Here is a 19761-nt window from a genome sequence, read left to right on the forward strand (position 1 = left end):
GGTAAATAATTAATCCTCAAATATCAATTTCAATTCTGTAGTAAATCTGTATTTTTGAAAGGCGATAGATTTACGATAGATTTAGGGTCTACTTTTACTTTTGAATTATTTACTTAAATTTAATTTATGAAAATCTTAGTTGTTGAAGACGAAATTGAAATGCAAAAAAGTATTATTCGATACCTAACGCTTGAAAAGAACATAGTTGAGGTGGCTAATGATTTTAATAGTGCGTATGAAAAAATACAGTTGTACGAATATGATTGTGTTTTGTTAGATATTACTTTACCTAATGGCAATGGTTTAGATTTAATAAAAACCATTAAAAATAGCAGACCAAAAACAGGAATTATTATTATTTCAGCCAAAAATTCATTCGACGATAAAATAGACGGATTGAATTTAGGAGCGGATGATTACTTGCCAAAACCGTTTCATTTACCAGAGCTAAACGCTCGAATCAAAGCATTGATTAGACGCAATAATTTTGATGGAGTTGATGTCATCGTTATTAACGAAATCACTTTATACCCAGGTGAAAGAAAAATCTTGATTAACAACAATCTGGTTAATTTAACTTCAAAAGAGTTTGATTTATTAGTATATTTTATTGCTAATAAAAATAGAGTAATTCAAAAAAATGCCTTGGTAGAACACCTCTGGGGAGATAATGCTGATCAATTTGATAATTTTGATTTTATCTACAATCACGTAAAAAATCTTAGAAAAAAACTACTTGCAGCCCATTGTAGTGATTACATTCAATCCATTTATGGCATAGGCTATACTTTTAAAACGGAACTATGAATTTACTAACAAAAACAAGCCGATATTATATCCTTTATACCATTCCGGTAATTTTAATTTCTGCTATTTTCATCTATTTTTTTCTTCTCAATGAAATTGGAGAAAGTAATGAATCCATTTTATTAACGAGAGTTAAAGTAATTGAAAATTATATTGCAAAAGGAGATGATACTGTTTTAAATGTATTTGAAATCAATAACGAAGTTTACGTAAAAGAAATAGAAAAGAATCGTATTATTCCACAAACTATAAAAGATACTTTGATGTATTCTGAGATTGAAAAAGAATACATTTCGAATAAAATTATTGTCTTAAATTCTATCGTAAATGGGAAAAATTATCAGGTAAAAGTTTGGAAGAGTACCATAGAATATGATGAATTAATGGAAGTAGTCTTTGTCGTGTTTACATTATTGTTAGTATTACTTTTTCTTGTTAACCTATACATTAACAGTAAGGTTTCTAAACTTATTTGGGAACCTTTTAAAGATACCTTAGTCTATATAAAGGATTTCAATGTTAATACAAAGGTCTATAAAAAATTAGAACCTAATGAAATTACAGAATTCAACGAATTAAACTCTTCTTTAAATCACATGACTTCAAAAATTATTAATGATTATAAAAACCAGAAAAAGTTCGGGGAAAATGCCTCACATGAATTTCAAACTCCATTAGCTATAATAAAAGGTAAAATAGATTTACTACTGCAAGAAAACTCGTTGAATGAAGAAACGATGAAGTTGCTAGTTTCGATTGAAGAGGCAACAAGCCGTTTAAGTAGAGTAAATAAATCATTATTATTACTTTCTAAAATAGAAAATCAACAGTACGAAAAAACAGATACGGTCGCGCTACTCCCTTTAATTGAAAAAGTTAGAATGGTAAATGAGGATTTCATTGGACATAAAAACTTGCAGTTTGTTTGTAAAGTGACTGAGGAGTTTAATTTTAGAATTAATTCAGAATTGTGTTTTATTTTAATTAATAATTTAATTCAAAATGCTGTAAGACATAATTATAAAAATGGACAAATTACTATTTCGACAAAAGAAGAAACACTACTTATTAGCAATACTGGTGCATTAGAACCTTTAGATGAATCTACTATTTATGAACGTTTTGAAAAAAAATCTTCTAATGCCAATTCTGTAGGTTTAGGACTAGCGATAGTAAAAGAAATCGCAGAAGCTAATTCGCTTACAGTTTTATATAAATATGAAAACTATGAACATATTTTTTCTTTAAATCAATTTAAGAGATAGATTTGAAATAGATTCATAGCAGTTGTTTATTTACTAATTTTAAAACACGTAATCAAAGTGATGAAAAGCAAAATAAATTTTTTACTCTTGGTGATAATTATGGTAGCGATTTCATCTTGCGATGTTTTTAATACTATGCGATTTGGTGCATTACCAGGTCAGAATGACTTTTCTCATTTTCCTCAAAGGAAGATTGAAAACCAGTCGCCAGTTTTTAAATTTATCAAACCAGATAAAGACTATAAATTAGGGCAAGTGATTGGTTTGACCAATAAGTCATTAAATCCAACTAATGTTGCTCTCGATACCTTCGTAAAACTACACAATACAATTTCATTTTTAATCATTAGGAATGATACTATTTTATATGAAAAGTATGCCGGTAAATACGCGGATACTTCCTTAATATCTTCGTTTTCTATGGTCAAGCCAATGGTTTCTACATTGATAGGAATAGCAATCGATGAAGGAAAAATTAAAAGCGTGGATAATCCCATCACTGATTATTTACCAGAACTTAAAAGTAAGCAAGGATTTGATAAGATTACAATAAAAAACTTACTTCAACATACTTCAGGAATCAAATTTTCAGATCAGGAATTTAATATTGTTTCAGATAATGCAGAATTTTATTGGGGGCACGATTTAAGAAAAGAAATATCAGCATTAACTATTAAAACTGCACCTAATATTGAGTTTCATTATAGCAGTGCAAACACCCAGTTGTTAGCCTTAATTATTGAAAGAGTAACATATAATCCTGTTTCAAATTACTTAGAGACTAAAATATGGAAGCCATTAGGAATGGAAGCAGCCGCTTACTGGAGTTTAGATAAGATGGGCGATGGAAGTATGGAAAAAGCTTTTTGTTGTCTACAAGCTAGGACAGTTGATTTTGCTAAATTTGGCAGATTATATCTTAACAAAGGAAATTGGGAAGGCAATCAAATTATTTCAAAAGAGTGGGTCGAGCAATCAACACATTCAGATCCTAAGAATAATAATAGACATTTTTATAATTATAATTGGGGTATTGGACCTGTAAAATATAATAGTTTCTATGCGGTTGGACTATATGGTCAATACTTGTACCTCTATCCAGAAAAGAACATTCAAATTATTAGACTTGGAGGTTCCTCACTTTCGTATAATCCAAATTATTGGCAAGATATTTTTATCCAAATTATTGATCAGTTAAATATGTTAAAGTAAATAATGATATATATTATTGCGTAAAATCTCGTTTTTCGATTTTATTTAAAAGATTAAATAGGAATCAAAAAACATTTATTTTCCTGCAGCCAGTTTAAAGAATAGATTTGAAATAGATTCATGATAGACCTTTGTTTAATAATTTAAAAAGCAATAATCATGAAAAATTTAATTTTAGTTGCCACTATGGCAATAAGTACAGTAGGATTTGCACAAAATAAAGAAAAAAAAGAAGTACCTACAGTGGTTAATGAGGCTTTTCAAAAAGAATATCCAAATACAAAAGTAGACTGGAATATTGAAAAGGACAGTTTTGAGGCAGAGTTTAAAATGAATGGAAAGAACGCTTCTGCGGACTATGATAAAGCAGGACATAAATTGGCTATAGAAATTGCAATAAAAGAAACGGAAATGCCTGCTAAGGCGCTAGCCTATATAGCAACCACTTATCCTAATAAAAAAATTAAAGAAACTGCTAAAATTACAGATGACAAAAATGTAGTTACTTATGAAGCGGAGGTTAAAATTGATGGAAAAGACATGGATTTAATCTTTGATGTTTCTGGTAAATTTTTAAAACTTTTAAAAGGATAATAATTTAGTGATATTTAATACCCTTATGATTAGAACATCTTTTAAACAAGGTGTTCTAATTTTTTATCTTTTAACCTATGCGAATTTTTTTACTCTTCATAACGACACTTATTTCAATTGCTTCTTTTTCACAAAAAAGAGAGGTGAATTTTTTTATAGAAAAAGCACTTTTAAATACCGCTTTATGGAACGATTTGAATAATCAATCTAGTTCTTTAACAATAGATAGTTTATTGTATAAAGCCAATTTAAAACCACAATTGAGTGCTAATTTAACTGGCAATTATGCGCCTGTAATTAATAATTTCGGATATGATACCGCCATTACTAATGGTCAAAACGTAAATGGAATAGTGAGCTATTCGCAAAAGATATTTGGTAAAAGCCAAAAAAACATTCAACTTGGCGCCATCACTTTATTAAAAGAAAAAGTAGATTTTAATAAAAAAATTACTTCAAATGATATTAAAAAAGCAATCCGACTGCAATATATCGTTGCTTTTTCGGATTATAATCAGTATCTAAATCTTCAACAACAGTTTGGTTTATTGAATAGTGAGTTAGAAATTCTAAAAAAATTCACTCAAAAATCAATATATAAACAAACGGATTATCTCCTTTTTTTAGCTTCGGTTAAGCAACAGGAAATTGTGATGCTTCAAATGAAAAATCAATTTGAGAATGATTTGCAAATATTAAATTACCTATCGGGCACGAATGAAAAATCGAATATCGTATTAATTCATCCTCAAATCGAATTAAAACAAGCCATTAATGCGGAAACGTCTGTTTTCAACCAACAATTTAAAATTGATAGTTTAAGTATTGAGAATCAAAAGCAAAATATTTCAAATACTTATAAACCGTCTTTAACCATATTAGCAGATGCAGGTTATATTTCTACTTTAACAGGGCAATATTACAAGCATTTTGGTAGTGCTGTTGGCCTTAATCTTTCCGTACCTATTTATGATGGGAATCAAAGAAAACTGCAGATTACAAAAAATGAATTAGCATCAGAAACGAACGCTGCTTACAAAAGACAATTTGAGCGACAGTTTAAACAACAGCAAGAGCAGTTAATGTTAAAATTAACTCAGAACGAAATGATGAATGAGCAATTGCAATCACAGTTAAAAATTAATAAAACATTGCTTGACGCTTTTAATAAACTTTTAGTTACTGGAAATGCAATGATACCTGATTTCGTGATTGCTTTAGGTAATTCCTTAAACATTACAAATGCAATTGCTCAAAATAATATGACAAGATTACTATTGATTAATGAACTTAATTATTGGAATACAAATGAAAAATAATATAATTATACTTTTTTCAATGGTGCTATTTTCTATGTTGTTGCAATCTTGTAATAAAAAAGAAACTGCAGTAATGGAGACTGAAACCATTATTCCTGTTATTGTAACTACAGTTGATAATAAAGGAATTGACGATTTTGAAGAAGTTTCAGGAACAGTTTCTTACATTGTTAAAACACCAATAAAGGCTATCATTACTGGTTATGTTACGGCTGTCAATACTACTACGAATGATAAAGTTACTAAAGGAAAGCGACTGTTTTCGATAAAAACTAAGGAGTCCATTGCACTAGGTGATGATGTGAATAAATTAGATCCGAAGTTGCATTTTGGAACTGCGGTTTCAATTGCATCAAGTTCCAATGGCTTTATTACTGCTGTAAATGTTGAAAATGGAAACTATGTGCAAGAAGGAGATGTATTAGCAGTTATTAATGATTCGGATAATTATGGTGTCGTTATTAACGTTCCTTTCGAATTAAAAAAGTATGTTTCTCTAAACCAACAATTATCAGTTTACTTACCTGATGGCATATCAATTTCTGCAACAGTGAAGCAATTCATCCCTTCTGTAGATGCCACTTCGCAAATGCAAAGTATATTTTTAAAAATGAATTCTAGTGACATTTTACCTGAAAATTTGATTGTTTCGGTCCGTATTCCAAAATCGAATAAATCGAATATAATTACATTGCCAAAGACCGCTATTTTAAGTAATGAAATAGAAACAGAGTATTGGGTTATGCTGCTCAAAAATGATTCTATCGCTATTAAAGTTCCTATTCAAATTGGGTTAAAAAACCAAGAAAGAACGGAAATTATAAATCCGAAATTTAAAGTAACTGATCGAATAGTCACTTCTGGAAACTATGGAATAGGAGAGACCATCAAAGTGAAAATTATAAAAAGTGCCAAATAATGAATAATTTTTTTGTAAAACATAAAAGCGGTTTAAGCACTTTAATTTTCTTAGTATTATTGGGAGGTGTTTTTGCGTATTCTAAAATGCAAATCAGTTTATTTCCAGAAATTACTTTTCCTAAAATAAAAGTCATTGCTGATGCTGGGCAACAACCAGTGGATAAAATGATGATCACTGTTACAAAACCATTAGAAAATGCAATAAAGAAAATTCCAAATCTAAAAACCGTTCGAAGTACCACGAGTAGAGGTAGTTGTGAAATTTCGGCTTTCGTAGATTGGAAAGCTGATTTAGATGTAAGTAAACAACAAATTGAATCTAGAATTAATCAGATTAGAACTGATTTGCCGGCTGGTATTCAAATAACAGTAGAGAAGATGAATCCGTCTATTCTACCTGTTATAGGTTACGCACTGGAAAGTAAGAATAGATCGCCAATTGAATTAAAAAAAATAGCCAATTTTATAATTAAACCTTTTCTCTCGCAAGTAGATGGAGTAAGTGAAGTTAGAGTGATAGGTGGAAAAGAAAAAGAATATTGGATTGAACTTAATCACAGTAAAATGGTTGCTTATAGCATCACTCCAGAGGCCATTTCTCAGGTTTTAAGCCAAACCAATTTTATTACTTCCAATGGATATTTGTCAAACAATCGCTTTTTATATTTAACCTTAACGGATGCTCAGATTACTACCAAATCAGATTTAGAAAATATAGTCGTTATAAACAACGGGAAAGGGATAGTAACCCTAAAAGATATTGCAACGGTAGCCATTGAAGAAGCTAAAGAATATATCAAAGTTAATGCTAATGGTAAAGAAAGTGTTTTAATTGCAATCATTAAACAACCTAGCGCCAATTTAATTACCATGTCAATGGATATGGATTCAAAGTTGAAAGAACTGCGAAAAATAATCCCAAGTGATCTAAAAATATCGTCCTATTATGAGCAATCTAGTTTTGTGGGTGATGCGGTAAAAAGCGTTACGGATAGTTTATTAATTGGATTATTTTTAGCAATCATTGTAGCTATGCTATTTTTAAAATCGATTAAAGCAAGTACTACTATTTTAATTGTAATTCCAGTAACACTCAGTGCTACTTTGCTGGTTTTATATTTTACAGGACAAACTTTTAATATCATGACGCTGGGTGCTATTGCTGCAGCTTTGGGTCTGATTATCGATGATGCGATAGTTGTAGTGGAGCAAATCCATAGAACTCATGAAGAGCATCCTGATGAACCCACGACAGTATTATTGCAAAAAGCAATTCACTATCTCTCTCCTGCAATGGTAGGTTCGTCTTTATGTACCATTGTTATTTTTCTCCCATTTGCATTAATGAGCGGAGTTGCTGGAGCTTATTTTAAAGTGCTAACGGATACAATGATTATCACATTAATTTGTTCGTTTTTGGTGACTTGGATTCTATTGCCAGTTGTTTATTTGTTGCTTACTAAAAAAGAAAACAACTCTTCTGATGTAAAATCAACAACGGTACATCAAGAAGTTAAAAGTCAAAATTGGGTGGCTTATTTTATTGAAAAACCGCTATTGAGTTTTGCTTTTTGTGCGTTTTTAGTACTTTCAATAGTTTTAATTTTGCCGCGTTTAGAAACTGGTTTTTTACCGGAAATGGACGAAGGAAGTATTGTTTTAGATTATGAATCGCCGCCAGGAACTTCATTAGAGGAAACGGATCGAATGTTAATTGAGGTAGAGAAAATAATACATACTATTCCCGAAGTAGAGGCATATAGTAGAAGGACAGGTACGCAAATGGGTTTTTTTATTACGGAGCCTAATAGAGGGGATTATTTAATTCAGCTTAAGAAAGACCGATCAAAGACGAGTAATGCTATTATTGATGAAATTAGATTAAAAGTAGAAACCTCACAGCCTGCGCTTCGAATCGATTTTGGTCAAGTAATTGGCGATATGTTAGGTGATTTAATGAGTTCTGTTTCGCCTATTGAGGTAAAAGTTTTTGGGAATGACCAAAAAGAATTGCAGAAAATAGCAAAGCAAGTAGCACAAATCGTCGAGAAAACCGAAGGCACTGCAGATGTTTTTGATGGAATTGTATATGCTGGACCGTCGATAAGTATTACGCCAAATTACAATCAATTATCACAATATGGTATAACACCAGTTAATTTGCAATTTCAACTACAAACATTGTTAGAAGGGAATCTGATAGGTTCTATTTTAGAATTAGATAAAGCGGTACCCATTCGCATGATTTATCCGAATACTCAAAATAGAAATTTAGAAGAAATCAGAAAGATATTTATTTTTTTACCAAATGGGAAATCGATACCAATAACTAATCTTGTAAATATCACGATTTCCAAAGGAATTGCCGAAATAGAGCGTGAAAATTTGCAAATGATGTGTGTAGTCACTGGTAGGCTAGACAATACGGATTTAGGTACAGTTATGCAAGATATTAAAAATGAAGTGTCAAGTAAAGTAATTCTTCCGAGTGGTTATTATATTGATTATGCTGGAGCTTACAAGGACCAACAGCAATCGTTTAAGGAATTATTACTTATTTTATTGGCTTCTTGTTTATTAGTTTTTGGTGTGTTGTTATTTCTATTTCGAAATTTAAAAGTGGCGTTCATATTATTGTTTATTTCTGTCCTCGGTATTTCCGGAAGTTATTTATTATTGTTTTTGACAAATACACCTTTGAATGTGGGAAGCTATACGGGTTTGATTATGATTGTTGGAATTATCAGCGAAAATGCCATTTTTACTTATTTACAATTTAAAGAAACCTTTCTTAGTTCGAATAATAAAAAGCAATCTTTGGTCTATGCGATTTCTACACGTTTGCGACCAAAATTAATGACTGCTTTAGGTGCCATTATTGCATTATTGCCGCTAGCTATTGGAATAGGTACGGGTTCCGAATTACATCAACCTTTAGCAATTGCTGTAATTGGTGGTTTTTTAATCGCAATGCCTTTACTTTTAATAGTGCTACCAAGCTTGTTGTATTATTTTGATATTGAACATAAAGAATAGTTGACTTATTGAATAGCAGAACGTTTTTAATTTTGCTCGTTGACAGCTGATATTGATAGTGTTTTTAATCTAAGTCAGTAACCGTTGTTTTTAATTACTTTTGTCATAAAAAGAAAACAATGGGATTCAAACATTTATTTAAAGCAAAATTGAATTGGTTTTCCACCAAAGAGGAGGAGGTTTCTACTTCTAAAATTTTCAGTAAAAGCCATACTGTTACCATTGAAGGGAAACCCATTTTAAATGTTTCGGCTGCTAAAGCTTTCAAAGGAGATCCAGCTTTGTATAATCCCGAAGATTTATTATTGAGCAGTGTTGTTTCTTGCCACATGATGTCTTATTTATATGTTTGTAGGCAAAACGGCATCGAAGTGCTGTCTTATACTGATGCGGCTGAGGCAACTATTGAAGTTTTAGATAACGGAAGCGGACGCTTTATTGAAGTGCGCTTGTACCCAAAAGTAGTTATTACACAAAAAGAAAAAATAGCCGAAGCACTCCGTTTACATCAAAAAGCAAACGAACTCTGTTTTATTGCCAACTCCTGTAATTTCCCAATTATAAATAAGCCAAGTTGTGAATTAGGATAATTTCGTAGAAGTGAGATAAAGAGTTTCGTAAGGTTTCGGGCAATTTATTTAAATTTCAAAGTTGGTCAGGTTCTATTTTTTAGAAGAAGATAGAAAAAGAGTCCAACTAAAAGTGAAAGTGGTAATTATGAACACAGCTGCGGAAGAAACAGCATAGGAGGAAGTTGCAATAAACAAAATGGCCAAGAAAAGAAATACCGAAACAATCTTTCTTCGTGCTAATAGAAATGATTTAATAGATTGTATACAAACCAGAACTCTTGAAAAACCGAGGTTTTTATTTAAATACTGGGTTACTAAAAGAGTGAAGTCTAAAAACTGCTGAATTACTCGAAAGTAAGAGCTGCCACTTAGTTCAAAATGAGGTAATTTATTAGTTGGTTTTTTCATTGTTTTTTATGTATCTACCCAAAGTTACGAATTCAAACTTGAGTTTCCTATTTTTCTAACATCAACTAATGGTTAAAACAGGGAAGAATTGCAATAATCTCTACTCTTTTGTTCGAAAAAAAAATGCCTTGTAAATCAAACATTTACAAGGCATTTTGTGGAGTCGCCGAGAATCGAACTCGGGTCCAAACAAGCAACTAAAAAGCTTTCTACACGTTTATTTTCTGATTGAATTTTCGACAGTGTGCTAGGCCAGAAACAGCCACACGCTACTTATCTTCTTAATTTCAAAATCCACCCGAAGCTCATGGAAATCTAGGTTTATTTTTACGGTTCCCCTAAATTGACCGCCACAAACCAAGGCTTTCAAGGAGAATCCAGCTTTCCTATCTGATAGGAACGTGGCTTAATCGTACTATAATTCGGATTATGCAGCTAAAGCGTAGTTATTTTCGCCGTGTAAAATGATAAGATCTTATATTTACGAGCAAGGTCTCAATGCTCGACGTGCTTACTGATCAATTCGACTTGCTGTCAAAACCAGTCGACCCCCTTAATCAAAACCGAAACTTTAATTTTGAGTTTGCAAAGATACTGATAAAAATTCACTTTTAGTAGTAAACCTTTGCAGTTGGCACTAATAATTTTTTATTATTCGTCTTTAATTCGGAAAGGATAATTGCCAAACAATGATGAGACCTTCCTAACATCATACGTTTTTCGAGTAAATTTGTTAGATAGCGCAATTATAGTAACACCCTCTTTTTGAAGTGTAATGTATGATGAGGTGTTTCCATGCCACCAGCCATTGTGAAAATAAAAATTTTCTCCATTTTCAAAATTTACCATTCGTATCCCTAAACCATAATTTTTTGTTCCTTTGCGTTCATTACTGTACGGTTTGTAAACAAGCGCATTTAATTTTGGGGTTAAAAAATTAGAATTATTTCTGGCACGGTCAAATTTTAGAATATCTCGAGCTGTTGAGTATATATTTTTATCTCCATAAACTGCATCAAGATAATCTAATCCAATTTCTACCTTGTTTCCTTTATAGGAAGTTACAGCTGAATCTTTGTCTCGCTCATAATTAAAAACGTAAGTATTTTTCATGCCCAGTGGCTTAAAAATCATTTGTTCCATTGCTTTTTCATAAGACAATTTTGTCACTTTTTCAATGATTAGCGCCAGCATTGCATAATTAGTATTGCAATAACTAAAACGAGTATCAGGCTTGAACTCAAGTCCAATATCTTTGGTAGCCATGATTTTCAAAATATCTTTATTGGTAAGTATATTATGTCTATCCCATACCGTCTTGTCACGATCCGTGAAATACGCGTAATTACGCAAACCACTTCTATGATTTAATAATGTTTCAACTGTAATATCTGAATATGGAAATTCCTTCAGTATGGTGTTCACTTTTTGGTCTAATCTTATTCTTTTTGCATTGACTAACTTCAAAATAGCTGTCGCTGTTAGCACTTTACTTACTGATGCAAGATGAAGTGGTGTAGATTTAGTTATTAAGGTTTTGTCTCTAAAATTAGCGTAACCTTCATATTTTTCATAGATGATTTGTCCATCTTGAGCTACCAGAAAGCTTCCGTTTAAACTATTATTCGGCCAGTTCTTAGAATAAAATGACTTTATTTCTTGTGTTTTTAAAAAAATATAAGAGGCGGTAAGTTTAGGTTCTACTTTAGCTAAAGGTTTCATTTTAGGCAAAGTGGTCTTTGGAAGTTCATTATCACTTAATTCAACTTTTTTCTTCTCTTTGGCACAAGAGTTTAAAATTATTATCAGGAAAAATATATGTAGTATTTTTGTTTTTTTTATAAAAATCATTTCAGTTTTGCTAGAATCGCAAATATATATAAACAGTGCTATGTGGATCACTATTTTTTCAATCTTAACACTATTTTAGCAATATATTTTTTAATGAAATTTGTCAATATTTTGAAATTCAATTAACAGCAAATATTTTTAAATGAAATAATTTTGTGAAAAATGTTTTAATTGAAAATGTTATATTTGTAACAAATTAGAGAAAAATAATAAGTAAACAGAAATAAAGTCTTAGATACGTATGAAATTTGGAATAGTAAAAGAACGTAAAAATCCGCCTGATAGGAGAGTTGTTTTTTCACCTAGCGAACTAGCAGTTTTAAAACAAAATTATCAAGATGTCACTGTTAAAGTTGAACATTCAGATATCAGGATCTTTGACGACTCCCAATATCAAAGCCTCGGGATCGAAGTAACTGATGATTTAAGTGACTGCGATATTTTATTTGGAGTAAAAGAAGTGCCAATAGAATATTTAATTCCTAATAAGTCCTATTTCTTTTTTTCTCATACCATAAAGAAACAACCTTATAATAGAAAGTTACTACAATCAGTTCTGGAAAAAAATATTGATCTCTACGATTATGAAACGATTGTCGATGCTGAAAACCGAAGACTAATTGGTTTTGGGAGATACGCTGGAATCGTAGGGGCGTATAATGGAATTAGAGCTTTTGGAATAAAATTTGAATTATTCAAATTACCAAAAGCAGAAACATTATCGGGAAAAGAGGCATTAATTACTCAGTTGAAGCGATTAGTTTTACCGCCTTTAAAATTTGTTGTAACAGGAACTGGAAAAGTGGGTAATGGTGCAAAAGAAATTTTAGATGCCATAAAAATAAAAGAAGTTTCCCCTGCAAATTATTTAACAAAAAACTACGATCAAGCTGTCTATACACAAATTGATGTTTTAGAATACAATAAACGTAAAGACGAACAATTATTGGATTTTACTGATTTCTATCAAAATCCAAAAGATTACGTTTCTGATTTTGAAAAATTTACAAAAGTAACTGACATTTATATAACGGGTCATTTCTATGGTAATAATGCGCCTGCAATACTGACTCAAGAAATGCTAAAAGCTACTGATTGTAAAATAAAAGTGGTGGCCGATATTTCTTGTGATGTAAATGGTCCTATTGCCTGTACGTTGCGCTCATCAACAATTGCAGATCCATTATACGGATATCTTCCTGATGAAAACAAGGAAGTTGATGTTTTTCATCCTGCCGCAATTGTCGTGATGGCAGTCGATAATTTACCCTGCGAATTACCTAAAGATGCCAGTGATGGTTTTGGAGAGATGTTTCTAGAGCATGTTATTCCTGCCTTTTTTAATGATGACAAAGATGGAATTTTACGTAGAGCTAAAATTACCGAAAAAGGTAAGCTTACGCCGCGATTTAGTTATTTACAAGATTATGTAGATGGGAGGTAAATTTTTTTAAATTACAATTTCAAACCTGCACAATTAGTTGCAGGTTTTTTTTGGTTAGATTTGTTTCCGTACTCTTTTTATTTCTCAAACATTACAAATCTCTTAACACCACATAAAATTAACACTGATGTTAAAAGCGTAAATTTGTATCAACTATGAAAATGAGTAACATGAAAAAGACGATTCCCATTTCGATATTAGAGTTAGCAGTGATTTCCCAAGATAGCAATGCGCAAGAAACTTTTAAAAAAACTAAAGAATTAGCGCAACTAGCCGATCGTTTAGGTTACAAGAGATTTTGGCTGGCTGAGCATCACAATATGGCTCACGTAGCTAGCACTGCAACCGTAGTGCTCATAGGTTATATTGCCAGCCAAACTTCATCTATTCGAGTGGGTTCAGGCGGGATTATGCTACCCAATCATGCGCCGTTAATTGTAGCAGAGCAGTTTGGAACGCTAGAAATTTTATATCCTAATCGTATTGATTTAGGTTTGGGTAGAGCGCCAGGAACCGATGGATTAACCGCTCAAGCAATTCGCAAAGATTTTTACGAGCAGTCGCAGCGTTTCCCACAAAATGTTGAAGCGCTCGAGGATTTTTTCTCTACTGATAATGCTGCTGCAAATGTGAGAGCGTTTCCTGCCGAAGGGACAAATGTTCCTATTTGGATTCTTGGATCAAGCATCGATAGTGCCGCTTTGGCTGCAGCCAAGGGGTTGCGATACGCTTTTGCGGGACATTTTGCACCAAAGCAAATGTACCAAGCTTTTGAATATTATAGAGAAAATTTTGAACCTTCAAATTATTTAAACAAACCAAAAACGATGGCTTGCGTGAATGCAATTGTTGCAGATACTGATCAAGAAGCCGAGAAAATAGCTACCAGTTTAACTCAAATGTTTCTAAATTTAATTAGAAACGATCGTAAAGCATTACAACCGCCGCTTGACTCATTAGATGGTATAATGACTGAACAAGAGCACTTTCAGGTAAACCAAATGACCGCTTGCTCATTTGTAGGAAGTAAAACTAAAGTGGAAGCGCTCTTGAAACAATTTATCGATTATACCCAAGTTGATGAATTGATGGTTACAAGTCCTATTTTTAATCATAAAGACAAATTGAAAAGCATACAATTATTGAAAGAAGTTATCGATGCGATAAATGTAGATCGCGAAGATCTAGTTTTACATCAAAACTAGTCTTGCAAAATTAATTAAATTATTTGCAAAATAAATAGCATCATTTAATGAAATCAATTTTTGAAGGTTTGTTTTTTATTGTAATTTTGAATTTTAAATACAAACACTTCTTTGAGAACTTCTATTCACAAGCCAGTTGACAATCCAAAACTGTTTAAAAAACAGCTTTTATATTGGTCACAACAGTACCGCGAAATTATTTATTTAGACAGCAATGACTATCCACAGGTTTATTCTAGTTACGATTGTGTTGTTGCCGTAGATGCATTTACCTCTGTGAAAACCGATTTTCACAATGCCTTTGAAGATTTAAAACAGTACCAGCAAATCAGTAAAGATTGGCTTTTTGGTTATTTATCTTATGATTTAAAAAATAACACCGAATCATTATCCTCAACAAATTTCGACGGACTTCATTTTCCCGATTTATTTTTTTTTCAACCTAAAAAGCTTTTTTTATTGAAGGGAAACCAACTCGAAATTAAATATCTTAATTTTTGCGATGATGAAGTAGAAATGGATTTTCGCAAAATAACAACGACTCCTGATATAGAAGAAAATTTAGAAGAGAAACTAATTGTTCAGCAGCGAATTTCAAAAAAAGAATATATCAACAAAGTTTCTAATGCGATTGAACACATACAGCGAGGTGATATTTATGAACTTAATTTTTGTATGGAATTTTTTGCAGAGCATGCAATTATAAATCCTATTGAAAAGTTTAGTTTGCTAAATGAAATTTCGCAACCTCCTTTTGCTACTTTTTTTAAGAATGACAAACATTTCTTATTGTCAGCAACTCCGGAACGGTATTTAAGAAAAGATGGCGACCGAATAATTTCGCAACCAATTAAAGGAACTGCAAAACGATTTACAGATTCAGTTAAGGATTTGGATTCGAGAAATAATTTGGCTTCAGATCCGAAAGAACGTTCTGAAAATATTATGATTACAGATCTTGTACGCAATGATTTATCAAAAACAGCACAAAAGGGTAGTGTTGAAGTAACGGAGTTATGTGGTATTTATTCGTTTTTACAAGTACACCAGATGATCACAACTATTATATCAAAAATAGAAAATCAATACGCTGCTGTTGATGTTATCAAAACTACTTTTCCGATGGGAAGTATGACCGGTGCGCCAAAAATTGCGGCGATGAAAATAATTGAAGAATTAGAGGAAACAAAACGTGGATTATATAGTGGAGCAGTGGGTTATTTTAAACCTGATGGGGACTTCGATTTTAACGTAGTCATTCGCAGTATTTTGTATAATCAGGAGCGTAAATATGTTTCTTTTTCCGTGGGAAGTGCCATCACTTCGCTTTCAATTCCGGAAAAAGAATACGAAGAATGCCTTCTAAAAGCCAGAGCGATGCGAAAAGTTTTGGGGGATTTAGTGTAGTAGTTTTAAGTATTGGAAACATTTGCTCAAATTACTTGAATAAATAGATTGTAATAGTTCAACAGCATTAAAAATCGTATATTTTCATCACCACAAAACTTAATTACCTTGACGAGCATAATAGTTTGAAAAATAGAATGCTTATTCAATAGACTTATTTGTAGCGTTAGAAGTGGTTTTATTCCAAATCTAAAGGTGATTAAACGGCTACTGTAATTTGAGTTTCTCTGTAAAAATTTGGCTTAAAATAATATGAATTAATTAAATTTGATAATGCTAGAAAAATTTCAAAATCACTTACATCATAAATTTCCATTTTTAAATGGTAAAAAGCTACTGCTTGCCATCAGTGGCGGAATAGATAGTATGGTTATGATTCATTTGTTTCAGCAATTAAACTACGAAATAGCGATCGCTCATTGCAATTTTCAATTGCGTGGACTTGAAAGTTTTGATGATCAAAATTTTGTTCAGAATTACGGTGCTGCGAATGATATTCCATTTTTTATTACACAATTTGACACAAAAGCGTTTGCTGAGGATTACAAACTTTCTACACAAGTGGCCGCTCGAGAGTTGCGCTATAACTGGTTTTACGAATTGCTGGAAACGGACGAATATCACTATATTTTAACGGCGCATCATGCTGATGACAATCTTGAAACTTTTCTTATTAACTTGTCGCGTGGAACAGGGTTAGACGGATTAACGGGGATTCCAAAACAAAACGAAAAAGTAATACGTCCGCTTTTGGCTTTAAGCCAGCATGAAATTGAAAATTATGCTGAATTAAACGCGGTTCAATGGCGTGAAGATAGTAGTAATGCATCTGATAAATACCTGCGAAATAAAATTAGGCATAACCTAGTTCCAATGTTTAAGGAACTGAATCCAAACTTTCTTTCGTCATTCCAAAAAACGCAACACTATTTGCAAGAAGCGGCCTCAATGATAGAGGATGCAACAATTATGATTTACCAGCAAGTGGCAAGTCAGGAGGAGCAAAATATTAAGTTTGATATAAAAAAACTACAAAAATTACCAAATTATAAATCATATTTATACCAATGGCTTAGAGAATTTGGTTTTACGGCTTGGGAAGATATCTATAAATTAGTTGAAAGTCAATCCGGCAGGCAAGTTTTTTCTGCAGAATATCGCTTAATCAAAGATCGAAATTTTTTGATTGTAGCACCATTAGACTTTGAAAAAGAAAAACAGGAGTATTTTATAGAAGAAGAGTTGCAAGAAGTTAATTTTCCCTTAAAACTATCATTTCACAAAGCCGCTAAGCTAAGTTCGGCATCAAATAAAACTATCTTTGTCGATTCAAATAAATTGCAATATCCGCTAGTTTTGCGTCAGTGGAGAGAGGGAGATCAATTTCAACCTTTTGGTATGAGCGGAAAGTCAAAAAAGATTAGTAAACTTTTTAAAGATGAAAAACTATCGTTGTTAGACAAAGAAAATACGTGGCTTTTATGTTCTAATTCATCCATTGTTTGGGTTATTGGGATTAGGCAAGATGAGCGATTTAAAATTGAAAACACAACACAAAATATACTTAAAATTGAATTAGAAGAATGAAGAAATTATTATTTATACTGATCGCTTTTTTGGCTTTTGCCACTGTAAATTCACAAATTCTAGATCCGGCAAAATGGACAAGCAAAATAGAAAAAAAATCAGAAACGAATTATGTCTTAGTTTTTGACGCAGTTATTGAAAACGACTGGCATTTATATTCACAATTTACTCCTGATGGTGGACCACTGCCTCTAGAAATTGCTTTCAAAAATCAAAAAGGAAATTTTAATTTGGTTGGCAAAGCCAAAGAAAGTAACACCAGAACTGCCTTTAATGATATATTTGAAGTTAATGAAACATTTTTTGAAAAGAAGGCGCAAATCCGACAAGAGATTGTCATCACCAATCTAAAGTTGACGGAAATCAAAGTCGATTTTAATTATCAAGTTTGTAAAGAGGTCTGTATTAATGTTGAGAAAAATTTTACTTTTAAAGTTCCAGTAATTACTGCGCCTAATGCAATTTCAAGTACCGAAACCGCTAATATAAATCCTGCTGATTCAGCTTCAGTAGATACGGCTGAAGTAAATGTAAATGAAACAAAAGCCACGCAATCTGCTCAAAAAGATGTAGTCGTTGCTGATTCAAAACCTACGGAACAAAGAGGTTTGTGGTCAATATTTTTTATTGCATTTCTCTCTGGATTTGCAGCATTGCTCACACCATGTGTTTTTCCAATGATTCCTATGACGGTTAGTTTTTTTACAAAACAAAGTAAAACCAGAGCGAAGGGAATTAGTAACGCTATTATTTACGGTGTTTCTATTATTTTTATTTATGTTGTTTTAGGACTTTTGGTGACATGGATTTTTGGTGCCGATGCGCTGAATGCGTTGTCCACTAATGTTTGGTTTAATATAATTTTCTTTATTATTTTAGTGACTTTCGCAGCTTCGTTTTTAGGTGCTTTCGAAATAATGTTGCCAAATTCATGGGCAAATAAAGTAGATAGTCAAGCCGATAGAGGTGGAATAATAGGAATTTTATTCATGGCTTTAGCTTTAGCAATCGTTTCATTTTCATGCACTGGACCTATAGTAGGAACACTTTTAGTAGAGGCCGCTTCTAAAGGAGGAATTGCACCAGTTATAGGTATGTTTGGATTTTCATTGGCATTAGCGCTACCATTTATGTTGTTTGCTATGTTTCCAGGTTGGTTAAATTCATTACCAAAATCGGGTGGTTGGTTAAATACCGTAAAAGTGGTTTTAGGATTTTTAGAATTAGCTTTGGCATTCAAGTTTTTATCTAATGCTGATTTGGTTTTACAATTGCATTTCTTAGAAAGAGAAGTTTTCTTGGCTATCTGGATCGCTATTTTTGGAACTTTAGCATTTTACTTATTTGGCAAGATCACGCTGCCACACGATAGTCCTATCACTCATATAAGTGTTGGTAGATTGTCATTTGGATTAGTTGTTCTGGCGTTCACAATTTATTTAATTCCGGGACTTTGGGGAGCTCCATTGAAAGTGATTTCTGGTTTTCCACCGCCAATGACCTATAGCGAAAGTCCATACGGAGTTGGTAATTCAAAAGGAGGTTCTGCTACTACAAATCAAGATTTACCAGAAGGTGCACATTTAGGACCTCATGACTTGGTTGCTTTTGAAGATTATGATAAAGGTGTGGCTTATGCCAAATCAGTAAACAAGCCTATTCTACTTGATTTCACAGGATATGCATGTGTAAATTGCAGAAAAATGGAAGACTATGTTTGGTCAGATCCTGCGGTGTTAAAGATATTAAAAGATGAAATAGTTTTAATTTCGTTATATGTTGACTCCAAAAAAGAATTGCCGAAAAGTGAACAGTATATTTCTAAAGAAACAGGTAAGGAAATAACCAGTATTGGCAATAAGTGGAGTGACTTTCAGATTACTAAATTCAAAGCTAATGCGCAACCTTATTATATTGTTTTAGATACTGAAGGCACCATGTTGTCTAATAAGCCTGAAAGTTATAACTCCAATATTGATGAGTACAAAGCGTGGCTAAGGGAGGGAATTGATCGCTTCAAAAAAGAAAATTAGTTTTAGCTATTAACACATGTCATTTAAAAATTGCACTATTTTTACAAATTTTATTGTAAAAATTAGTGTAATTTTTATTTAAAGTTGAAGTAATTCTTTA

The 19761-nt window shown here is 32.1% G+C and carries 15 protein-coding genes and 1 other RNA gene; 13 read left to right on the top strand and 3 right to left on the bottom strand.

What is annotated here, in order from left to right; all coding sequences use genetic code 11:
• Nucleotides 1-126 precede the first annotated feature (126 nt).
• The 8 genes from BUA99_RS09045 (at nt 127) to BUA99_RS09080 (ending at nt 9744) form a co-directional block, all read left to right on the top strand.
• Entirely contained in the window at nt 127-807 is a 681-nt protein-coding gene (locus BUA99_RS09045) for a response regulator transcription factor (protein ID WP_072991124.1), read from the top strand.
• On the top strand, nt 804-2072 hold the full coding sequence (locus BUA99_RS09050; RefSeq protein WP_072991126.1) for a sensor histidine kinase: 1269 nt from the start codon (nt 804-806) through the stop codon (nt 2070-2072). The genes BUA99_RS09045 and BUA99_RS09050 overlap by 4 nt, the downstream gene beginning before the upstream one ends.
• Nucleotides 2073-2132: 60 nt before the next feature.
• Nucleotides 2133-3284, top strand: coding sequence for a serine hydrolase domain-containing protein (locus BUA99_RS09055; RefSeq protein ID WP_072991128.1), 1152 nt, complete (start codon nt 2133-2135; stop codon nt 3282-3284).
• 159 nt (nt 3285-3443) lie between these two features.
• Nucleotides 3444-3878 carry a PepSY-like domain-containing protein gene (locus BUA99_RS09060; RefSeq protein ID WP_072991130.1) on the top strand — a complete coding sequence of 145 codons (435 nt, stop codon included), beginning with the start codon at nt 3444-3446 and terminating at the stop codon, nt 3876-3878.
• 143 nt (nt 3879-4021) lie between these two features.
• Nucleotides 4022-5197 carry a TolC family protein gene (locus BUA99_RS09065; RefSeq protein ID WP_159430939.1) on the top strand — a complete coding sequence of 392 codons (1176 nt, stop codon included), beginning with the start codon at nt 4022-4024 and terminating at the stop codon, nt 5195-5197.
• Nucleotides 5187-6116 (top strand): efflux RND transporter periplasmic adaptor subunit, encoded by a 930-nt coding sequence (locus tag BUA99_RS09070; protein ID WP_159430940.1) that lies wholly within the window; start codon nt 5187-5189, stop codon nt 6114-6116. Before BUA99_RS09065 ends, BUA99_RS09070 begins: the two co-directional genes overlap by 11 nt.
• Nucleotides 6116-9154, top strand: coding sequence for an efflux RND transporter permease subunit (locus tag BUA99_RS09075; RefSeq protein WP_072991137.1), 3039 nt, complete (start codon nt 6116-6118; stop codon nt 9152-9154). The genes BUA99_RS09070 and BUA99_RS09075 overlap by 1 nt, the downstream gene beginning before the upstream one ends.
• Before the next feature lie 119 nt (nt 9155-9273).
• The gene (locus tag BUA99_RS09080; RefSeq protein WP_072991140.1) at nt 9274-9744 is read left to right on the top strand and encodes an OsmC family protein; all 471 of its coding nucleotides are present in this window, start codon (nt 9274-9276) and stop codon (nt 9742-9744) included.
• A 72-nt stretch (nt 9745-9816) separates the two neighbouring features.
• Here the strand turns inward: BUA99_RS09080 and BUA99_RS09085 are convergent, their stop codons facing one another.
• From BUA99_RS09085 to BUA99_RS09095, 3 genes are all read right to left on the bottom strand, one after another.
• Nucleotides 9817-10134 (bottom strand): hypothetical protein, encoded by a 318-nt coding sequence (locus BUA99_RS09085; protein WP_072991143.1) that lies wholly within the window; start codon nt 10132-10134, stop codon nt 9817-9819.
• 155 nt (nt 10135-10289) lie between these two features.
• Nucleotides 10290-10686: a transfer-messenger RNA gene (gene ssrA / locus BUA99_RS09090) on the bottom strand.
• Between the two features lie 99 nt (nt 10687-10785).
• On the bottom strand, nt 10786-11985 hold the full coding sequence (locus tag BUA99_RS09095; protein ID WP_072991146.1) for a serine hydrolase domain-containing protein: 1200 nt from the start codon (nt 11983-11985) through the stop codon (nt 10786-10788).
• A 241-nt stretch (nt 11986-12226) separates the two neighbouring features.
• Here BUA99_RS09095 and BUA99_RS09100 point away from each other — a divergent pair, with 241 nt between their 5' ends.
• From BUA99_RS09100 to BUA99_RS09120, 5 genes are all read left to right on the top strand, one after another.
• Nucleotides 12227-13429, top strand: coding sequence for an NAD(P)-dependent oxidoreductase (locus BUA99_RS09100; RefSeq protein WP_072991148.1), 1203 nt, complete (start codon nt 12227-12229; stop codon nt 13427-13429).
• Nucleotides 13430-13599: 170 nt separating this feature from the next.
• Nucleotides 13600-14634, top strand: a complete 1035-nt coding sequence (locus BUA99_RS09105; protein WP_072991151.1) for an LLM class flavin-dependent oxidoreductase — start codon at nt 13600-13602, stop codon at nt 14632-14634.
• A 111-nt stretch (nt 14635-14745) separates the two neighbouring features.
• Nucleotides 14746-16041, top strand: coding sequence for an anthranilate synthase component I family protein (locus tag BUA99_RS09110; protein ID WP_072991153.1), 1296 nt, complete (start codon nt 14746-14748; stop codon nt 16039-16041).
• A gap of 273 nt (nt 16042-16314) precedes the next feature.
• A complete protein-coding gene (tilS, locus tag BUA99_RS09115) occupies nt 16315-17628 on the top strand; it encodes a tRNA lysidine(34) synthetase TilS (protein WP_072991156.1) in 1314 nt (437 codons plus the stop codon).
• Complete coding sequence (locus BUA99_RS09120; RefSeq protein WP_072991159.1) at nt 17625-19661, top strand: protein-disulfide reductase DsbD family protein; 2037 nt, start codon at nt 17625-17627, stop codon at nt 19659-19661. Before tilS ends, BUA99_RS09120 begins: the two co-directional genes overlap by 4 nt.
• Nucleotides 19662-19761: the final 100 nt, after the last annotated feature.

The organism is Flavobacterium segetis (genome assembly GCF_900129575.1).
GTDB classification, from domain to species: domain Bacteria; phylum Bacteroidota; class Bacteroidia; order Flavobacteriales; family Flavobacteriaceae; genus Flavobacterium; species Flavobacterium segetis.